General features: G+C 54.1%; 11 protein-coding genes. 3 read left to right on the top strand and 8 right to left on the bottom strand.

Annotated features, from left to right (window positions below):
* Positions 1-9 precede the first annotated feature (9 nt).
* Positions 10-846: a DUF1080 domain-containing protein gene (locus tag GSQ81_RS13445; protein WP_371715334.1), complete on the top strand. Its 837-nt coding sequence runs from the start codon at positions 10-12 to the stop codon at positions 844-846.
* 130 nt (positions 847-976) lie between these two features.
* Here the strand turns inward: GSQ81_RS13445 and GSQ81_RS13440 are convergent, their stop codons facing one another.
* The 3 genes from GSQ81_RS13440 to GSQ81_RS13430 all read right to left on the bottom strand — a co-directional run bounded on the left by GSQ81_RS13440 (position 977) and on the right by GSQ81_RS13430 (position 7,121).
* Complete coding sequence (locus tag GSQ81_RS13440) at positions 977-2,380, bottom strand: glycoside hydrolase family 27 protein (protein WP_254060179.1); 1,404 nt, start codon at positions 2,378-2,380, stop codon at positions 977-979.
* Positions 2,381-2,536: 156 nt separating this feature from the next.
* Positions 2,537-4,183 (bottom strand): glycoside hydrolase family 28 protein, encoded by a 1,647-nt coding sequence (locus GSQ81_RS13435; protein WP_158911215.1) that lies wholly within the window; start codon positions 4,181-4,183, stop codon positions 2,537-2,539.
* Positions 4,184-4,946: 763 nt separating this feature from the next.
* On the bottom strand, positions 4,947-7,121 hold the full coding sequence (locus GSQ81_RS13430) for a winged helix-turn-helix domain-containing protein (protein ID WP_158911214.1): 2,175 nt from the start codon (positions 7,119-7,121) through the stop codon (positions 4,947-4,949).
* A 198-nt stretch (positions 7,122-7,319) separates the two neighbouring features.
* On the opposite strand from GSQ81_RS13430, the gene GSQ81_RS13425 reads away from it, so the two are divergent.
* Entirely contained in the window at positions 7,320-10,673 is a 3,354-nt protein-coding gene (locus GSQ81_RS13425; protein ID WP_158911213.1) for a glycoside hydrolase family 3 C-terminal domain-containing protein, read from the top strand.
* A gap of 144 nt (positions 10,674-10,817) precedes the next feature.
* Positions 10,818-12,179 carry an acetylxylan esterase gene (locus tag GSQ81_RS13420; RefSeq protein ID WP_158911212.1) on the top strand — a complete coding sequence of 454 codons (1,362 nt, stop codon included), beginning with the start codon at positions 10,818-10,820 and terminating at the stop codon, positions 12,177-12,179.
* Between the two features lie 229 nt (positions 12,180-12,408).
* On the opposite strand, the gene GSQ81_RS13415 is transcribed toward GSQ81_RS13420, so the two are convergent.
* The 5 genes from GSQ81_RS13415 to GSQ81_RS13395 form a co-directional block, all read right to left on the bottom strand.
* Positions 12,409-12,693 carry a malectin domain-containing carbohydrate-binding protein gene (locus GSQ81_RS13415; protein WP_254060178.1) on the bottom strand — a complete coding sequence of 95 codons (285 nt, stop codon included), beginning with the start codon at positions 12,691-12,693 and terminating at the stop codon, positions 12,409-12,411.
* Positions 12,635-13,135: a hypothetical protein gene (locus GSQ81_RS13410; RefSeq protein ID WP_158911211.1), complete on the bottom strand. Its 501-nt coding sequence runs from the start codon at positions 13,133-13,135 to the stop codon at positions 12,635-12,637. Before GSQ81_RS13410 ends, GSQ81_RS13415 begins: the two co-directional genes overlap by 59 nt.
* Positions 13,136-13,340: 205 nt before the next feature.
* Positions 13,341-15,002 (bottom strand): glycoside hydrolase family 32 protein, encoded by a 1,662-nt coding sequence (locus GSQ81_RS13405; protein WP_216846433.1) that lies wholly within the window; start codon positions 15,000-15,002, stop codon positions 13,341-13,343.
* A 292-nt stretch (positions 15,003-15,294) separates the two neighbouring features.
* Positions 15,295-15,477 (bottom strand): hypothetical protein, encoded by a 183-nt coding sequence (locus tag GSQ81_RS13400; RefSeq protein WP_158911209.1) that lies wholly within the window; start codon positions 15,475-15,477, stop codon positions 15,295-15,297.
* A 342-nt stretch (positions 15,478-15,819) separates the two neighbouring features.
* Positions 15,820-19,956 (bottom strand): TonB-dependent receptor, encoded by a 4,137-nt coding sequence (locus GSQ81_RS13395; protein ID WP_158911208.1) that lies wholly within the window; start codon positions 19,954-19,956, stop codon positions 15,820-15,822.
* Between the last annotated feature and the right edge of the window lie 394 nt (positions 19,957-20,350).

Below are 20,350 nucleotides of genomic sequence, written 5' to 3'. Positions count from 1 at the left end.
GAGGATTCAATGTCCGTGCTTCTGCGTGGGCAATTCGATAATCAGGTGAAAAATGATCTGAGCACGTATGCCATATCGAATGCGAATGCCATGGCGCTGCTCTCGGCTGTAGTGAAACAAATCAACAAGGTTGTGGCTGGACCTTCCATTTTTACGGCAGACCGCTTCCATGAAATCAAGCTTCGACCGGAGACGCAGGCGTTGCTTCAGCAGAACCCTGGCGGCGAGCAACTGGGGCGTCTGAACAGAATGTTGCTGGAGGATGCGTTTCCTGTCGAAATAGCAAGAAGCGTGGACACGGGTTGGATAGTGAAGGACGGCACGATGGCAAGCACGGGCGCAGGACGCGGCGTCATCTACACCGCTCAGGACTATTCCAGTTACCGTCTGATTTTCAGCGTGCGACACGTATTCGGACATCCCGACCACCAGGCGGGCGTTCTGATCTTTTGCAAGCGTCCGGAGGGAGACGAGCTGCCACTTGATGCACTTGGCGGAATCCAGTTTCAGATACCCATGGGTTCGCATTGGGACTACCGCCCTGACAAAAACAATTCTGGAGACTCGTACTTCACGACAATAACCAAGAGTTCGTTCGATCGACATGCCTGGAGCCAGGTCGAACTTTTAGTGGATGCAGGGAAGGGTACGGCGCGAATGGCAATCGCCCAGCCACCCGGAAGCAAAGGCATCGAACTTGTCGACTTCAAAGATCCATCGGCTGGCAGAACAGGACCCATTGCCTGGCAGATGCATAATCCCGGCCTGTTCGATGAGTACAAGGACATCAGCATCGAGTTCGATCCGAAACAGGATGCCCTGATTACGACCAAGCAAGGTAAGTGATTCTGTGGTGCGCTCGTGAGAGATACACGCGCCAAGGCGGATGCGCCAGAAGGTATCCGCCTTGGGATCGTGTCGTGTTCTCCGAAGATTTAGAACCGGTGACATACTCAGTCTTCGAAAAGACTGATGCTTATTTTTTCGCACTGACCCGAAGCATCAGTACTCCATGCGGTGGGATCTTTGCCGTATACACGCCGTTGCGGAACTTTACGTTCGTATGCCTCCAGAGATCGCGTGCCGACTTGACCTTGTTGCCAAGCCCAAGGTCGCTCGCCTTGACGCTGGCGGTGGTCTCGGCGGCGCTCATATTCACAACGCCAACTGCAACCGAGCCATTGGCAAGCGGCTTCACCCACGTTTCCAAGTCTCCATTCTTTACCGGAGTTGCCTGCCTGCCCAATGCATCCTGATCCACCGCGATTACTTCACGGTTCAGTAAAATCTCCTTGATTGCCGGTGTCATGCTGCGGATGTCATTGCCAGCGAGTAGCGGACCAGCACTCAACGCCCATAGGCTCATGTGGGTTCGGTACTCCTCGTCGGTCATGTGGCCGTTGCCGATCTCGAGCATATCCGGATCGTTCCAATGCCCCGGACCTGCATAGGGCGCGGTTGGAACCTGCTTCTCAATGTTCGCGATCATGTGGGCCCATGTATCAGTGATATCTCCTGTTGTGCGCCAGAGGTTTCCACCTACCTTCGCTCCCCACGTCTCGACATGGCCGTTGCCGTACTCGCAGAGGCTATAAACGATGGGCCGCCCGGCCTTGAGAAGAGCGTCGCCCATCTTCTGATAGACAGGTTGCAGAACATCGTTGCTGTAGATCATGCGAGCGCCGCACCAGTCATACTTAAGGTAGTCGATCCCCCATGCTGCATAGGTCTTCGCATCCTGCTCTTCATGGCCATAGCTACCCGGGTAGTCTGCACAGGTGCGCGGCCCGGGCGAGGAATAAATGCCAAGCTTCAGGCCCTTTGAATGCACATAATCTGCAAGCGCCTTCATGTCCGGGAATTTTTTGTTCGGCTGAAGATTGCCTTGCGCATCGCGCACTCCCTGCCAGGTGTCGTCGATGTTCACGTAGACATAACCGGCGTCTCGCATGCCGCTTGTGACCATCGCATCTGCAATCTCACGGACGGTCTTATCGTCAATCGTGCTTTGGAACAGATTCCAGCTATTCCACCCCATAGGCGGAGTCTTGGCCAGCCCGTTGTAGGGCACGTTGTGCAGGGCTGGGGGCTCGATATGCTCGAACGTCGGGTATTCATCTCCAGGTTTGGCCGGCACAGCCACCAGAGGATGGCCCTCCCATGTCAGGTGCAGCTCATTGCCGGCTACATCGCCTACCATTCGCGGCTTGATATCACGTTTCGATGTAAACATTGCGAAGTGATTCCCAGTCATCGTTCCTTCCAACTGGAAGACGTGGCCGATTGTCGTTACGGTTCCGTTCACTTGTGCGCCGATCTGGCGAAGATCCAGAAGCATTCGGTCGTTCTCGCCGTTATCCAGCACGCGATAGGGAGCCATCCACTTACCTGTCACTGTCTGTCCACAGGCAGGTAAAGTAAGAAGTCCAAACATTAGAAACAAGATGGATAATCCCGAATTCATCACCGCACGTCTTACTCTTGTTCTCATCATGATTCCTCTTTCGATCTTCATTGCATAGCCTCTGCTTAAACGTTAAACGGTTTGAGTTGCAGCTTGCTCGATGGTCGTATCTTTAGCGGCGCGCGACCAGAGAATCCGCAGATCAGTGACGTTGCGCAGGACGAAGTTGGGTTGCGGTGGGGCGGTGACGGCAAAGAAGTCGGCTCGGTGGACATCTTCGAGCCAGAGAGCGGGGCGCGGGTCGGGTGCGGAAGAGGCGAACTCTACGTGGGAGAGTTCGAGGTTCTTGAGGTGGCGGATGAAGAGGCCCTTGGAGGGGGTGGGGCCGAAGCGGCGGGGATCTGGATAGGCCTCTTCAATCTCGGGAACCTGGATGGTGTGCCAATCGGGGAAGGGCTTGACGTTTGCGCCAGAGCCGAGGGTGGTGGGCAGACCGGTGTTGGCGAAGTAGCAGTTGTTGATCTTGACGTCTTCGATGAGGTTGTTGGGGATGCCGGAAAGGATGGGCGCGGCGATGGAGGATGAATTATAGCTGACGAGGTTCGAGATGAGAACGCGGCGCAGAGCACCGGGACGCATCGTTTCGGCCGGCCCACGATTGCGGCGGTTTAGGCGGAGGAAGATGGGTGCGTCGCCCGTATCGCGCAGGGTGATGTTGGAGATGGCGATGTCTTCAACCAGAGCGCCGTCGGCGGTCTCGATGGCGATGCCTTCCGAGCCTTCGAGGACGCAGTTGGAGATGGCGATGTTGCGGAAGCCGCCGTTCGACTCCGTACCGCACTTGATGCGGCCGTTGCCGCGGCCGCGGGCGGATTTCTTCCAGGTGCCGTCGATGAGGCTACCGAGGACGTAGGCTCCGGTGACGAAGCAGTTGGCGATAGTGACGTTTTCTGTGGTGCGGGCGTAGCCGAGGGCATAGCTGGATTTCGGGCAGATGCCGTCGTCGTTGGGCGAGTTGACGGTGCAGTTCGAAACGCGGACGTTATGGCAGCAGTCGATGTCGAAGCCGTCGCGCTCGGTATCGATGAGCAGGTTGTCGAGGGTGAGGGTGTCGACGCCGGTGGCGAGCAGGGCAAAGTGGCCGCCGTGGAGGACGGAGAAGTCGCGGAGCAGGACATTGTGGCAATTCTTCAGCGCAATGGCTTTGTCACCTACGCCGGGCTGCTCGGCGACGAAGTCGGTGTAGCCGGGGCGCGAGGTGGCGGTGCCGTGGGAGAGACCCTTGCCGTGGATGAGGCCGGGGCCGGTGATGGAGAAGTCGTGGATGTTCTCGCCGTAGAAGAGGGAGTTGGGCCAGTGGTTGTGGCCATAGTCCTGGTATGCCTCCCAGGGCTGGGCGGGGCCGGCGGGATCGTAGGTGCCGCCCTGGTAGCCGGTGGTCTCGTGGGGTTTGGGCGAGTCAGCGGCCAGGATCGTGCAGCCCTGTGAAAGGCACAGATCCACGTTGCTGCGCAGGTGGATAGTGAAGCAAACGTAAGTTCCAGCAGGGAAGAGGACCATACCGCCGCCTTTTGCGGCGGCAGCTTCGATAGCGCGGTTAACGGCCGGTGTGTCGACGGTCTTACCATCGCCGGTCGCCCCGTATGTGCGCACGTTGAACATCCCCTCGGCTGCTGCAACTGCGGGAGATTCAGCGAGCGCGGTGCGTCCAACGGTGGTCGCGGCAGCCGCTATAGCGAGCGGCGATAATTTGAGCAAATTCCGACGGCGTGTATCCATGGTTCCTTTCCACATCACGATATGACGCTACCCTTGTCTTGAGCTAAGTTTGCAAATGGTCGGGGCAACCGGCACATCCTTCATTCCTGTTTCGGTTTAGTTTTTCGGGTCGGGTAAAAGCTAAATGAGGCAACTTTGTCTAACGTCTGGTCTCTTGAGGATATTGAACTCTGCCCGAACCACTCCGGTAGCAGCAATGTCTGTCGTCTCAAAGGCCGGGCGGATTCGCGAAGGTCTGCCCCTTTCGTAACGTCTCAGTTATCTCGTTTCCGGTGCGCATGTTCGTATGAATTGAAAATCTGACTTTATATGGAATAACTACAAGGGTCTGCTCCCCACTTCTTCCAAACTTATTCATGACCGCATATCCTCTTTGCCTTGTGGAAGATATAGGAGCCGATAATCTGCGGCGGCATGCTTTGGCGGGGGTTGAGATTTAAAAAGCGCATCGCTGGATTTGAATCGAAAAATTCGCTGTCGGATACCAGGACCAAAATGTTCGAACATCGTACTAAAATGTTATCGAATACGTATTTGTCCGTTATTTTAGTTGAGATAAAACTCTAAATTGAACAAAATTGGATGGCAAAAGATCAACCCTACTATGTACGCTGGCTCACCTGATGCAAATGCTGCAGAGCATAAGGCACCAAGACCCATCCTGCGCGACTTTTGCAGGGTACTTGAAGACGGTGAGATATTGAAGGCCGGCTAGCTCGGCAAGGTGTGGGGTCGGATGTAATTCCCCAAAAAAATAATAAGCTTATCTCGACTTGAAATCCAGGGTGTATAGATTGCCGCTTGAAATTTCAGTATGCACAAGAGGAGCGTCGTCAGGCGTGATTCCAGAAAATTCAACGTTAGTAATATTACTGCCGACGGGGAAGTTGCTGAGACTGGCGATCTTCGTCATTTGTCCGGACGGAACGCTCACTCGATAGATCGGCTTTGTCTCCTCCTCCAAATAAGCATGAATGTAAAGCGCTTTGCTGTCCCTTGACCAGACCGGATTGGCAGCTGAGGTTATCGCAAGGGTCTTCCAAATTTGCGATTGCGTGTCATATAGCGTTACTTTCGTCTGATCCCACGCCACCGCTGCGATGAAACGACCGTCAGGAGACCATCTTGGACTGAATAGACCTTCAGAGTGAGGTACCTCTGTGATGCGATGTGTTGATAGTTCTATTATTTCAAGCGAACTGGTAACATTCGCCTGCTCCATCAATTCAGGAACCATTCCGAAGACGATATATTTTCCATCCGGGGAGAAGGAAGGGTCTCCAAGGTTCTGGTTCTTCTGCAACAGGCGTTCCGGGTTGCCGCCATCCGCATTGACTGTGTAGATTTGCCAGGGTTGCCCTGCACCACGAGACATCACAGCGAGTTGCGTACCGTCTGGTGACCATGCCGCCATAAAAACCTCCATTGAAGCTGGAGTAAGCAGAAGCTTGTCCGTTCCATTGATTCGCGCTCTCCACAAGCGACTATTTGAGTCCACCCACGCGACCCATTGGCCGTCGCGCGAAAACCTTACATGGGAGGCATTGGCGAGAAACCCTTGGAGTGGAACATACTCCTTTCGTTCCGAATCATACCGGTCCAATCTCGATTGCACGTCTTTCCCTATAAAGAAGATTTGTTCCCCATTGCGACCGGGTGCCGGAGCTTTGTAATTAAGAGGTCCATTCGTGACTCGAACCGGACTCGAATCAAGGGGCGCGTTCACTTTCCAGAGATCTGCATGGCCGTCTCTGGTCGCCTCAAAGACAAAAAGTTTCCCATCGGCAGTCCAGACTCCACAACACTCATGCGGAGATACGCTCCAGTTTTTCAATAATGGACGCGCAACGCGTCCATCTCCGGAGATTTCCCAGAGCGAGGAAGTGTGATTTACGGTGTCGATAATAGTAAATCGGAGCAATTTCCCATCCGGAGACCAACGCGGCCAGAAGGCGCGGCCTGCTACAGTCGCGAAGGCTGTCGATCTTCCATTCTCTAGAGAAACTACGGCAAGCTGGTTCCCGGAAGTGTATAAAATATTCTTTCCGTCCGGCATCCAGGTTGCATCTTGGGCTAGAACGTCTGAAACTCTGGAAGCTGAGCCGCCATCGATAGGAACGATCCACAGCGGCTGTAAAGACGCTGCCGCCAGATTACTTCGCACAAGCAGCTTGGTGCCATCTGGGGAAATGTCCTCAATCTCTGGAACCCCGAGCTCGCTCGGAAGCGGGAGGACCTGTCTCTCGCCCGTCGCCATTGAGATCTGCGACAGCACAACTCCCCCATTTTCGTTGGAAGGCGTAAACAGATGAGTTCCATCCGTCACAAAGGCCGACAGCGTCCCAAGTAAAGTATCCATCGGAGAATAGATCGTGCCATCCTGCGTGATTTGGGATATGTGATACAGCGTCTCATGGGGCTGGCGCGCGTTCCAGCTTTGAATTGCGGCTCCAACGAGCAGACTTCCTAACCCGAAAGAAAGTATCGGTACTATATACCTACGCCAACTTCGAGCGCTCGGAGAGTTTTCGGGCTGAAGGGCCGCTGCACTCGCGCTCGATTGATTTTCGGCGACAGGAATAACCGCAATCTCGATGGTCGAGTTAGAAGCACTTTGAGGCCGCGTCTCGGCGAAACCCACCGGAGCGATAAAACGAAATCCTCGACGCGACAGGGTCTCAATGAAGCGGGGATTATCAGCGGAGTCTCCCAGGGCCTCTCGCAGTTTCTTGATAGCGTTGGAGAGCGAATGCTCGAAATCAACAATTACATCAGGTCCCCAAATAGAATTCTGGAGTTCCTCTCGAGTGACAACCTCACCCGCATTCTCAAGCAGGACAGAGAGGACTTTGAAAGGTAAGCCCTGCAATTTGACACGATAGCCTGCCTTCCAAAGCTCACCAGCTTTCAGGTCAACTTCGAAAAGCCCAAAGGTCATCCTGGATTGCGTTTTAGTACTTTGTAGCATTAACGTCACGCGAGCCAGCATACAGTTAGCGAGTGTTTAATTTCAACTACGAATTTTGGGGGAAGCTCTAGGGGATGAGTGAGCAGCTCGTTTAGGTTATATTTTCTTGCATCATATACAAAATAAAGGTGATAGCTGGTTACTAGTAAAGCTGAGAGAAAAGAGGCGATGAGCCTTGAACTTATTCCGAACAAAGCTAGATTGTCTATTAAGACAAAAGTGTATCAACCGTGGGGAGAATGTATGTATCGAGGAAGTTCTGCAGCGACCATCCAGTCGAAGAAAAAGACTTGGATGCGGATGATATTTGGAATTGTTGTGGTGACGCTGCTTGCCGCGTGTACAAATGACGTGGCTGCCCAAGGTCCATCGGTTGCTCGACCTCAAATCCCATATTCGTTGCCGGTAGTATTACCGTTACCCAAAAACTCTCCGTCAGAAGATCCCGCAGCTCCTTACACGCCGCTCGTCATTAAACTGATTAAGCAACTGGAACCTCATAGTCCCCCGACATTACGAGAACTGGAGAATGCTTCCGCACTGCTGTCGACTCAAGGGGGAACCTATGCCCATCCTAAAGGTGCGAATTCAACCTGTCATAACCTGGCGAATGTTGTCGTGGAGTCGGTGACGACTCCACGCATCATGCCGCTGTGCTTTTCTGACGGAATTGGACTCAATGTTGTCTCGGGACCAAACGTCGGTAAGGCTACGGGATTGCCTTCCATGCTCATGCTGGCATCCTCATTTGACCGCCAGCTTGCAAATGCCGTGGGGCAGCTTGAAGGTCGCGAAGGGCGCAATCTGATGGTGACAGGATTGCTCGGGCCGCAGGCGGATACGGATGTATTTCTCAATTGGGGACGTGGCCACCATACGCCTGGCGAAGACCCATTTTTGAATGGTGAGATCTCAGCCGCCCAGATCAATGGAATTCAGGGCCAGGGTCTCATGGCGCAAGTAAAACATTTTGCAGCATACTATGGCTCCGACGGTAAATTTACCGATCTTCAGGACCAGGCCCTGCATGAGATTCTTCTAACGCCCTATGAGGTTGCGCTAAAAGAAGGAGGGGCCTCTTCCATCATGTGCTCTTATCAGAGGTTTCGGGACGCGTCGCCCTATTTGCCGAAGGAAGAGAACTCTCTTACGCAGCCCAGTCCTTTTCCGGGACCCTCGACGAAGACCTGGCCGCTGAATGAGGCGCATTTCGCTTGTGAGAACCCCCTGATTCTGAACTATGTACTGCGTCGATTATGGAAGTCGAATGCATTTCTAGCAACTGACTATGGAGCTGCTCACAGCACTCACGGCTTTCTACAGGGGGATGATCGAGAAGATCCGACAGCAACGTATCTTGCCGGGACAAATCCGGAAGGCAGTGTGGGCGGCAAAGGCCACAACGATCTTGGAATTGATGCGACAAGCAGCACGTGCGCCGATGCTGTAGGCAAGATGATCCCTTGCAACGAGACCGGCGCTGTCCACATATCGGGAATACCTGGGCCTGATTGTCCTGCGACCGGCTGCGGATTGGCTCAGGCCGTGGCGAATGGGACTATTCCGCTTTCCGTCTTCAACCAGGCCCTTGCACGTGTCCTTTATCAAGAAGAGCGATTTGGATTTATCGGTTGCGACAATGCAAGTTCAAATTGTAGGAACCCAGGTGGAATAGGAGGAGATCGCAGCGGGCTTGCACCTCTCTCCGATGGCAGAACAAGTGGACTACCTGAACTTGGAACCAAAGATGGAGACGCAGCAATCTCCGAGAAAGCAGCCGAAGAAGGAGGTGTGCTCCTCAAGAACGAAAACCACACTCTGCCGATTACAATCGCTGATCTAAAAGCTGGAATCGCAGTCAGCGGCGCGGGCGCCGAATACCTGGTCGCGAATCCAAATAACGAAGGCGCACCTGGGTTCGCAGATCGTAATGCGATCAATCCGCTGCAGCAGCTAAAATCCCTGGGAGGCATGCCGTCCGCATTTACCTATACGCCTGCAAATTCACCGACTGGCCAGCCGGTTTCATGCTTGGTTCTCAGTAGCTTGCCTTCCAGTGGCGCCACGCCGGCAGTTGTAAGGGGAAACACCTGCACTGCTGAAAGTGGTCTACAACGCTCGTCGGGCACCAGTATTGAAACCGTTGCCAACGATCGAATCGACAAGCAGGTCGACTACTCGTCGGTGTCATCTGGCGGTCGCTTGGCAGGGGGAAAGATATACCGCTGGGACGGTTGGATCTATGTTCCAACAGTGGACACATACACTTTCCGAATTCAACACAGTGATGCTATTCCAGACGGAAAAATCAGCTTTACCCTGGACAGTAGCAGAAAGACTTTGGTCGATGCAGCCTCGTTCTACCAAGGTCAGTGGTATGGCAATATGTCGGTTGTGGTTTCGCCGACGAACTCTGGATACATCGAAGGCGGCCTGAGAAATCGCCAGTGTGCCAATTCGCTGACCGAAAGGCCGAGATCAGAAGAACCAATCGTTCGATGTGACGAAAGTCCTTCAGTAGGATGGCATAAGGTGACCCTCACTTTGGATTCAACAGGGCTGGCTTCTAACTCCGAGTTGAGCTTTCGGTTTGCCTACTCTCGCACCAATGGCGACATTGCTGATGCTGCTGCTGCCGCAGAAGGCAAGGCGCTGGCTTTAGTATTCGTTGATGACCAGAGCCGCAATACGGTGCCCAACACGGAGAAGCTCTCTTCACTAAATCCCGTTCAAATAAAACTTATCAAAGCTGTGGCAGCAAAGAACCCTAACACGGTGGTTGTTATCAATACTGGAACGCCATTCATCGTCAAAGAGTGGATTAACGATGTAAATGTCAAGGCGGTCTTAAATATGTGGCAGACCGGTCAAGAGGGTGGTACTGCTACCGCGCGCCTTCTGCTCGGATTGGCCAATCCGAGCGGTCACACTACGATGACCTGGCCAAAAGAGAATACCGACACTATCTATGGGTATAACCAACCGACGGCGCTTTATCCAGGGGACACTCCAGGACTCCATCCAGAGCGCCTGAAGGGAATTGGCGAAGGTCCTTCAAAAGAAACGCAGGGAATTTACTCAGGCTACCGATATTATGACGCGCTTGACTTGCCAGTACAGTTTCCGTTTGGATTTGGCCTGTCATATACCAGCTTCAAGTTCTCAGCTTTGAAATTAAGGCCCAATAAAGATGGCAGTCTCACAGTAAATTTTGACCTAACAAATACTGGCTCAGTGGCTGGGGCAGCCGTCCCGCAGGTTTATGTGGGACCGGGTCCGGCGGTGTCCGGAGTACAGCAGGCTGTGCGGTCGCTGAGAGGATTCGATCGTGTCTACCTGGAGCCCGGACAGGTGAAGCACATGACCATCGTCCTCGATGCACGGTCTTTCCAGTATTGGAGTGAGACTGGCCAGCGATGGATAACGAATCGGGGACGCCGTACCATCTTTGTCGGCGAAGCAGACGCAACCAAATACCTACCGCTCTCTACTTCGGTAATAATTGTGAAGACACGATTATGAAGAGATGAGATAGATATGTGGTCCAGCAGTACGAAGGCCAGAAGTTCAGACTTATTGCTCACTAGCGGCCTATCGAACCCGGGACGACGGACGGTGCCGAGCTCTCCAGCATTTTTACTACATCCAATCCCTCGTGCGAGGCTTATGAACTTCAAGATCACCGCCCTCTTCTCTCTCCTCTTAATGCCGATCTCTTTCCTCGGCCAGCAGCACGCATCATCAACTTATGTGCCCGTCGTCCACCTCACCGCCGAACAGGATCATCAGCGCATCATGGATCTGCTCGGCATGAGAACGATTCGCCACGGCCGCGAGGGCAACCCTGCTTCTCCCTTCGCCGCCAACTACGACGAGTCCAAAGCCAATCCCTATCCTCAACTTCCCGATCCGCTTGTGCTCGCTAACGGCAAGCGAGTCACCAACGCTAAAACGTGGTGGACCAAACGCCGTCCGCAGATCGTCGAACTCTTCGACCGCGAAATTTACGGTCGCGTACCGTCCAACACACCTCGCGTCACCTGGACCGTCACCTCCACCGATCGCGCTACTGTAGGTGACGCTGGCGTCATTACTAAGAGCCTCACGGGTCACGTCGATAACTCCTCCTACCCACTCATCGACGTGGACATCAAGCTCGAACTCACTATCCCGGCCAATGCAAAAGATCCCATCCCCATCATCATGGAACTTACTTCCACGATCCCCGCTAAACCGGCCCGTGGCCCATTAGCTGTCACCGTCGCACCTACCTGGCAACAGCAGGTGCTCGCGAAGGGCTGGGGTTACGCCATTCTGAGCACGGCCAGCATTCAGGCCGACAACGGCGCCGGCCTCACTGAAGGCATCATCGGCCTCTGCAACAAAGGGCAGCCTCGTAAGCTGGATGACTGGGGAGCTCTCCGCGCGTGGGCCTGGGGTGCAAGCCGCGCTCTTGATCATTTCGAGACCGACAAGTCTGTCAACGCCAAACAAGTCGGCATCGAAGGCCACTCCCGCTGGGGCAAGGGCGCTCTCGTCACCATGGCCTACGATCAACGATTCGCCACCGGCTACATCAGCTCCTCCGGTGAAGGCGGAGCCAAACTCAATCGCCGCAACTGGGGCGAGGTCGTCGAAAACGTCGCCGCCACCAACGAGTATCACTGGATGGCTGGCAACTTCCTCAAGTACGCTGGCCCTCTCCAGTGGAGCGATCTTCCGATTGACTCTCACGAACTCATCGCCCTTTCCGCTCCACGTCCCCTCTTCATCGGCGGCGGAGCCACCAATGGCGATGGCTGGGCCGACTCCAAAGGGATGTTCATGGCTGCCGTCGCTGCCAGCCCCGTTTATCATCTCCTCGGCAAACGTGGCCTCGACACAACCGTATTTCCGCCCATCGAAACACCGCTCATCGATGGCGATCTTGCCTTCCGCCAACATGCCGGCGGCCATACGCCCGCTCCCAACTGGCCAACGTTCATCACCTTCGCCAGCCGCTATCTGACTGTCACCACGCCTAACTAGCAGAATGCATCTATTGAATCCAGCGCACTTATCATCGGATCAAAAGTTTTCTCAGAACGGCGAACGAAATGATTGTTTTGTATGCCTTATGAACACACCACGAGCTTCACCAAGGCAGCGGGCATCCAAGCAAAACAGCGACCACGGAGAGCTTGCCGAAAAGTCAAGACAAGTCAACCTCTCAGCACCTATTAAGGTTTGGACCGGCAGCCCTCGCATCGGGCTCTTCCTAGTTTGCGGGAAGAAGCTTGATGGCGTTCACAATGGCGTAGTTTACGAGTGGCGTGAAAGAGAGCTCTATCGTGCCCTCTGGGGTCGCCTGAATATTGTCGAAGGTCTTGACCACAGGTGAGGAACCGTTCTCCGCAAGGATGTCGAAGTTCTTCAAAAGTAGCTGTCCATTGCAGGCTACATCAAAGACCCGGCTGCCTCGGCCGCCAGTCCCCCTATTCTCTTTACCAAACCATGGCTCGCGGAAATAGAGCCTGACGCGGTAATGAGCCGACGGAGCCACCGGAATGTTGTAGCGGAAGCTGCCGATGCGACCCGATTCGTAGAGTCCAAGATTTCCGCTTGGCTAAATCCGGAGGAAGATCATAACGTCCTCCGCTAAAGTAGCGGTCGGACATCCAAAATTGGTTGGCGTTATCGACGAAGGGCTTTGAGTTCATCACAAAGCGAACTGGCAACAGACTTGGAGAAGGAGCTGGAAGAATTTCCACTGCATTCAGCAGGGAGACCTCGCTGGTGAAGTCGATATGAATGGCACCGTCGCTCGCGGGTACCACACCAGTTACGAAGGTGGACGCAGCAATGCCGTCACCGCCCGCGTTGTTTACAACGTCGACAACGGTGATTGGACCTGAATTGATTGAGAAGCTCGCCACTCGAGTGGCTGGCGGAAGGTTCGAGGTCTCGGCAAAGTGGAAATGAACCTCATAGAACTTCTGCGTCACTGGAAATACGCAGTGGGCAATTCCCCGCACTTTACCGAGATAAAGAGGGGCGTCCAGGGTGTCTTCGATCTTCTGGAGTGGGACTAATACTAATGGAGACCGAACCCTTCAGAAGAATCCGGTCCTGAAGCCCGCTTGATTTAAAACGCTTTACGGCACGAGTGAACTCATGCCCTTCCGAAAGCAGCACTTGATCAGAGGCTCCTTAGTGCATGGAGTTGGCACGGGAACGGCCCGACGACTTTGCTGTGCGGGCCTGATGTGGTGCGGATGATGCGCCGCCTCTCCACATGGATTTCAGCTCGTAAATGTCGAGAGAGTTGAGAGTGGTGCCAGCTTCGAGCTGGCAGCCGAAGCCCGTGCGACTATCAGAGGCGGGGAGCTCGCGGACGATGTAACGGCGCCCGTCGTCCACAAAAATCTCTGCCACTGCCTTATCAATCAAGAGCTGGACGGAGCCGTGCCCTTGCGGGAAGTCTGGAGACTGGAGGGTAATCAAGTCCGTACCCTGGTATCGGAGGGTCAGCGCACCGTCAGGCGGAACCGTAACGTCCATTTTGATGTCGAGCGGGCCGGGAGCGATGCTTTGAAGCTTCGCGTCGATGTAGGAGGAGGTGAGTGCGCTCCATGTGTGTCGTTTTGTGTGCAGCAGATTGATCTCGCGGATAGGACGAGCGACCATGCGGAGTCCGTCCGTGGTGGTGACGAGTCGGAACTCGGTGGGAAAGAGCATCATCTTGGTGAACGGCATGTCCTGCTCCCATATACGCCCCCAAGCCATCTGGATTCGGCGACCATCCGGCATCTCGGCGAAGGATTGGGCAGCATAGAGGAGATCTTGGCCTTTCGCATTTTTGCCCTCAGCATAGTGGAGCTCGGCGCTTTCGGGCGTGAAGGTCATGCCATCAAAGCTGCCGATGAAGTACGCCGAGGAGCCCCCGTGGATGACCCACTTCGTGTGGTGAGCGTCTCCATCGACGGGCAGCTCGAAAAGGTCGGGGCACTCGCTAAGACCCTTGAGGTGGCTCTTGCGGGTCCAGTGTTTTAGATCGCTGGAATTGAAGATGGATAAGCCGTCCTTTTCAAAGAGGACCATCACCCAGTGCTGGGTGGGAGCGTACCAGAAGACGTGCGGGTCGCGGGTGTCCTTGCTGCCCACTTCCGCGTTGGTGTCGAGGATGGGATTGCCTTTGAAACGGGTGAAGGTAACACCGTTGTCAGTGCTGTAAGCGAGGCACTGTACCTGTTTTTTTGTTTCACGATCATAGGCGGTGTAAACCAGCACGAGCGCATCTTTACCAAAGCCCGCGTCGTTGTGATGGTCGATGAGGGAGGAGCCGGACCAGGGCGAGCCCAGGCGGTCGAGCCTGAGCGCTGGCGAGAGCTCGGTCCAGTGGATAAGGTCTCTGCTGGTTGCGTGCCCCCAATACATGAAGCCCGTGTCCCAACGGACGCCAAAGGGAAATGCCTGCCAGAAAAGATGGTATTGGCCGTTATAAAAGATCGGCCCGTTCACGTCATTGCTCCAGCCGCGCTTTACAGTGAAATGAAACTGCGGGCGATTGGCCTCTCTGTACATGGTGGCGTTATCGCGGATGTTGGCGGCCTGGTAGATGCGGTTCAGCGCGGGCTTGGTTGCCGGGCCGGAGATAGTGATGGTCTTGCCTTTGAACTCACCGATGTCGAGATAGATCCAATAGTCGACGGTGTCCTCTGCAAGCTGCAGAGGAACAGTACGCTTGATCCCGTCGCTTTCGTTGATCGTGAAGATGCGGAGCTTGGTCTGGCGGCCGATTGGGATATTCAAATAACGCTGGGTCGCGTGCAATTGTCTTCCCTGCGCGACCATGAGCGGAGAGGAAAGCATGAAAGCGGACACAAAAAGCAGACTGCGGACGAGCGACGCCAAGCGGAGGAAGCTGAAGCACGCTGAAGCGTGAATCCGTGGTCGGGAAGCTGAGATGGAACTGCGCGCAAACCAGTGCATTGGTAACCTCGAAGACAAAAGCTGAGCTTTAGATAGGAGCCTGCGGCCATCTTATATAACCGGCTCCAAATTACTGGCCAGTTGCGACATGTCTTAGCGCTGTATCTGGATCACCCCTCGTTGAACACTGGTGTGGGCAGGTCTGCGGAGGGCGGTTCAACGTGTCGATAGACTATTGTCGCGCTGCACTTAAAACTAGCCATGAGGCGAGCCGCTGAAGCTCGCTCACGACCGTGCCGAACTTCTTGATCTGCGTATGGGGTTCGTCTTTGGCTCCGCCCGTCATGACGCAGACGACGACGAACTTCTTGCCGACATCGATGCCGGCACACCGCTCTAGAATCGCTTCGATCATCTGCTCCTCCAATGCGGACAAGCAGCTGGCGGCGAGTTGGGCATATTGTTCTACGGGCTCGAGAGAGCACCAGTCAGGTGTACGTGAGCCGCCAGCGGGTCAGATTATCATTCGGGGTCAGACCACCAATAAGTCCGCGACCCTTTACCTGTTCGCATCCAAAGTCTTCACCTCCCTGAGGTTCTTGGTCAAGAACCACATTCTCATCCTCAGGTGCGGCCGCACCGCGGCCATGCTGGATTATCATGCTCGAAATAGCAGGCCGCAATTTTTATCGCAGTACATTCAGGACGTGGTGTGAAACGTCTGTTTCACACCACGTTTTCATTTAGTGAAATGAATTTAGTAATACAGCTTTCCTCCAAACTGGATGACGCGCGGCGTATTCGACTGGGTCAAGTTACTCGGCAAGCTTCCACCTAGAGCACCGAAATAAGTGCTGGTGACTGAGGTACTCGGTCCTGCGAAGATTGGGTGGTTCGGTGCATTGAAAGCGTCCATTCTCAGCTCGAACTTCCTTTCTCCCCGGATAGTAAAAAGCTTTCGCAAGCCGATGTCCAAATCCAGAAATGCCGGATTCCGAACATCCCCATAGGTCGTGTCGTTATTCGTTTGCCAGGTCCCGAAGTCGTTATAGACGCCGTTACCAAGTCCACTTTTTATGTCCGCGGCTGTCGGAGTGTAACTCGCTCCAGGCAGTCCCTGGGCGCCCGTCCAGGTAGGATATGCACCCAATGCGGCGACCGTTGTAGACTTGTTTGGAAACGGTTTAAACTTAGATGTATCGAACCATTTCGATCGCGATTTTGTAAAGCCGGAACCAGGATCACCACCTTCAAAGAAGGCACTGTTTGTCGGGAGCGATACGGGCGTGCCGGAATTGGCGGTAAAGATTGCCGTAAATCTCCACCCACCGACTACTTCATCCAGCACTCGATTCATGTTATTTCCGATCAATTGACCGCGACCGATCGGCAAGTCGTATGTAGGAGCGACAGAGTAAATAAATCTGACATCGCTGCCGCTCAACTGTCTCTTCAATGACTGTGATACTTGCTGGGGCAGAACGAACGAACTCTCAGACATACTCTTTCCCCAGGTGAATGCGCTTAGAATGCCAAAACCTCGACTGAATCTCCTTTCTACCTTGGCCTGTAGCATATAGGCTTCGTTTGTGCCCGTATATCGATTGATAGTCACGTCTCCGAGAGGATTGGGGAGTGCCAACTGAGAGGCTTTAACCGTCTGTGCAGTCTCCAGGCTTGTGGTGATATAAGGCGCTCCCTTAAACGGATTCGCCACCAGAGTATTCCCGGGCAGGGTATCAAGAGGACGCCCAGTTGCATCGAATGCGGGGCCGAACGCCGCCAGCCACGCCTGTTCGCTGAGTAGATCATTGTCATAGCCCACCAGGATGCCGTGCTGAGCGCTGAAAACTCCTCCGATTTCAAAAAGGAAGTTGTTCACCTGCTGCTGCAGCTTCAGACTTATTTCATCGTTGTATTGGCGCGGGACCTTTGCCTCATAAAACGAGCCAACCGACCCTACCTGGGTATAGGCGCCGAGCGAACTTCCGGTAAGCGGAACCAGGCCGTTGGGAAAAGGATTGGCCAGCGTGGCGGCTGGACTCACAAAGTTGTTGTTCGAGGCTGTGAATGGCGTACTTGAACTGAACCCCGTTTGATTGCCGTGATTGGAAACAAAATTGGCATTGACAAATCGTCCAAACCCCCCACGGAGTACAGTCGTCGGAGTAAAGGCATAAGCGAAACCAACCCTGGGCTGGAAAAACTTTCCGGTGAGCTGCGTCACATTGCGTGAGTTGCCGTTCACCCCAGCGTACTCAATCCCTCCCTGGGCAACAAACGTGCTGGGGTTTGGACGATATTGCTGCAAGAATTGGACGCCGAGATTGGTAGAGCCACCAGTTATGGCAGCGGCGTAGGCAGGCTGGGCGACCGCGGTCACCGGCGCAATGTTTAAAGTGGGGTTGTAGATCGACCAGAACTTGTTGTGCCGCTCCGTGAGGCCCAACTGCTCGTCCCAGCGCAGACCGAGATTCAGCGTCAGTTTGTTAGTTATTCTCCAGTCGTCCTGGGCGAAACCGGCAATGTACGGTTGAGACCAGGAGGCCTCGGCTGGGGTTCCAATGGCGCCGCCCGTTGGAAGGCCGAGGTCGAAAGAAGCGATATTGGAGCCGTATCCTGGCGGCACTGCGCTTGGGATCGGATTTTGCGTGGTCCAGTTATTACCGAATGCAAACGTACCGTTAGTAGTTCCCTGGTTTCCGATGCCTTGTTGCTGAACAAGGTATTGTGCACCAACTTTAACCGAATGCTTGCCGATAATTTTAGTCACCGTACCAACACCGTCATACTCAACGTCGTTTTCGTAGGTGGGCGCCTGGCCTGTACCAAGGGTCTGGCCACTGACCAACCCAGTGAGCGCCGGGATGCTCGCGTTGTTCTGCAAACCAGCGAACGCACTGGAAAAGCCGTAATCTTGAGGATTAAGACCGTAGCTGGCGCTAACTGTATTTGTTTTGTAACCCGTTACGTTTCCACGGAGGTCGACCACTAAGCTTGGCGACACCGCCCAGGTATGGTCGATAGTCAAGCCCAGATTTTCCCGGAGAGAACTGGTTCCATCAAGAATGTCTGAAGCACCAAACGGGCTGTTTCCCGTTGTGGGATCTTCCTGATTGCGACGCAGGGCAATATAGGTATGGTTGTTGTCATTCCACGCCCTATCCACGCGAAGGATGTAGCTATTGAAAGGGTTGATCTGAACCGCTCGACTGATGAAGTTGTTGGAGTCGCTACTCTGGCCGTCACCCGCATCGGTGGGAGGGGGCAAAAGGGCCCAGATTGCCTTCGCCATTGGGCTGATGTCCCCGGGGGAGATCACATCGTTCGTAAATTCCGTCCTGTTAGTTGTGGCGCTGTTGGTGGGTGTTGTGTCGTTGTAGATGGTGGTCGGATTGAAGATGCGGACCGGATAGTTTACACCGTTTGTCGCGACAAAAGACTGACTGAAGTCACCCTGCCGTTCCAGCATGGTTGGAATACTTATCCTACCCGTGGGATTGCTCGGCGCCTTGCTGCGAATACCGTCGTAACTGAAGAAGAAGAACGTGTGATTCTTGCGGCCGTCGAAGAGCTTCGGAATCGAAACGGGACCGCCCAGGGTGCCACCGAATTCGTTTGTGTGAACCGACGGGACTGGCGAGAGCGGAGACGAGTTGTATACTCTCGCATTGAACGTGGGAGTCTGGTTGTTCTCGTACAACACTCCATGGTAATCCTTGGTGCCCGACTTGAAAGTCATGTTCAAGGTCGCGGTCTCAGTTCTTCCAATCGAGGCATCGTAAGCATTTTTGGTGACCCGAAGCTCGGCGACTGAGTCCATAGGTGGAACGAAGGCGATCTTACCACTCGTTCCGAATGTGTTGGTCCCTCCCTCAATCTGATAGTTGACCGATCCGCTTGCATCCACGGTAACCTCCGACTCGGAATTGTTTGAGTACAAGTGAGAAGGGCCTCCGCTGGGCTGTCCGAAAAGCCCACCCGGCGTGAGCTTCACCATGTCCACCGGGGAGTTCGTTACTGTCGGAAGCTCCGCCAACTGGGCGCTCGTAATGACAGTTCCTGAAATCGCTGCGGTCGTATCGATGAGGGGAGTTAAGCTCTCTACGGTCACCGTTTCGGTCGCCGTTCCGAGGCTGAGTGTCGCATCCACGAACTTCTGATCTGAAACCTGTAGCTCAATGGCCGCATGCTCCAGGGTCTTGAAGCCGGGGGCCGAGACCTGGAAACGATAGTGCCCGACCGGCAAAGCCTGAACACGCCAATCGCCACTACCGTTGGTGATCGATTGCCACTTAGTACCGGTTTCTTCTGAGGTGACCGTCACAGAGGCGTTCTTTACAACCTTCGCCTGAGGGTCAAAAACTCGTCCCCCAAAGATGGCTGTGCTGTCCTGCGCTATCACGGGGGCAGACGCCATAGCCAGTAGAGCGACAAAACAGCAGAGTCGCCTCATAAGATTGAGCCTGGCTGTGACTCCTGCGAGTCGCTCTCTAGAAGATTTCTCTGGATGCAACTGTGCAGCCGTCCAGAATGTTCCGAGGCGATTGCCATCTGAATTGCGTTCTGCTTTGATGATCGAGACTAAGACTCCCCGCCAGCTTCTGTATTGCATGGAAAACCCTCCGAAAGTATGACCGATTGAACGTTCAGCGACTTGATGTTTTTCGTTTTTGACATAGGTGTCATGACAAGCCTTAGACTCGCCAGGACCGCGGGTTATTCGTATACGAAGGAATTGTTCCCAACTGTTCTTTCGTGAATGGCTGCACCGGACGGGTCGGCGACCTGGCCTACGAACTGCTGGATTCCCTGCGCCCCAACCGAGGTAAAAAGGCCAGTAGCTCTTGACGGCTGCTCTTTTTCGATTCCTAATGACCATTTCATAGGGCAATAACTGGCATCCTCACAGGTTTTTCTCCATGTTCTAACTACGAAGAGCGATCTCAAGGATCAATCAGACGAAGCGATTTGCCTGTGAGAAGTAGCGCTAGGCAGCTTGCTCAGCAGATTCGCTTTCGAATGCAGGGTCATGGCTAAAGCAAACTGCTCGCAAGGCTTCGGAGATAACTTTTTCAGATTTTTAATATATCTCTATAAGTCATTTATTTACAGTTGTTTACATCGCTTTGTATCCTGTCAAAGGTGGAGTAAAACCAGGCCACTGCAGCGGAGTAAAAGTAGTCCAGTGGGTAGCTGTTTAGTCGTTGGGGGATTGCGGGGTAGAAGGGCCTCTGGAGCGTAGCGGAAGAGATCCTTCTACCCGAGGCGCGATCGGGGGCAGGGTT

This window comes from Granulicella sp. L56, assembly GCF_009765835.1.
Taxonomy (GTDB): Bacteria; Acidobacteriota; Terriglobia; order Terriglobales; family Acidobacteriaceae; genus Edaphobacter.
This window is presented reverse-complemented; position numbering and strand designations above follow the sequence as displayed.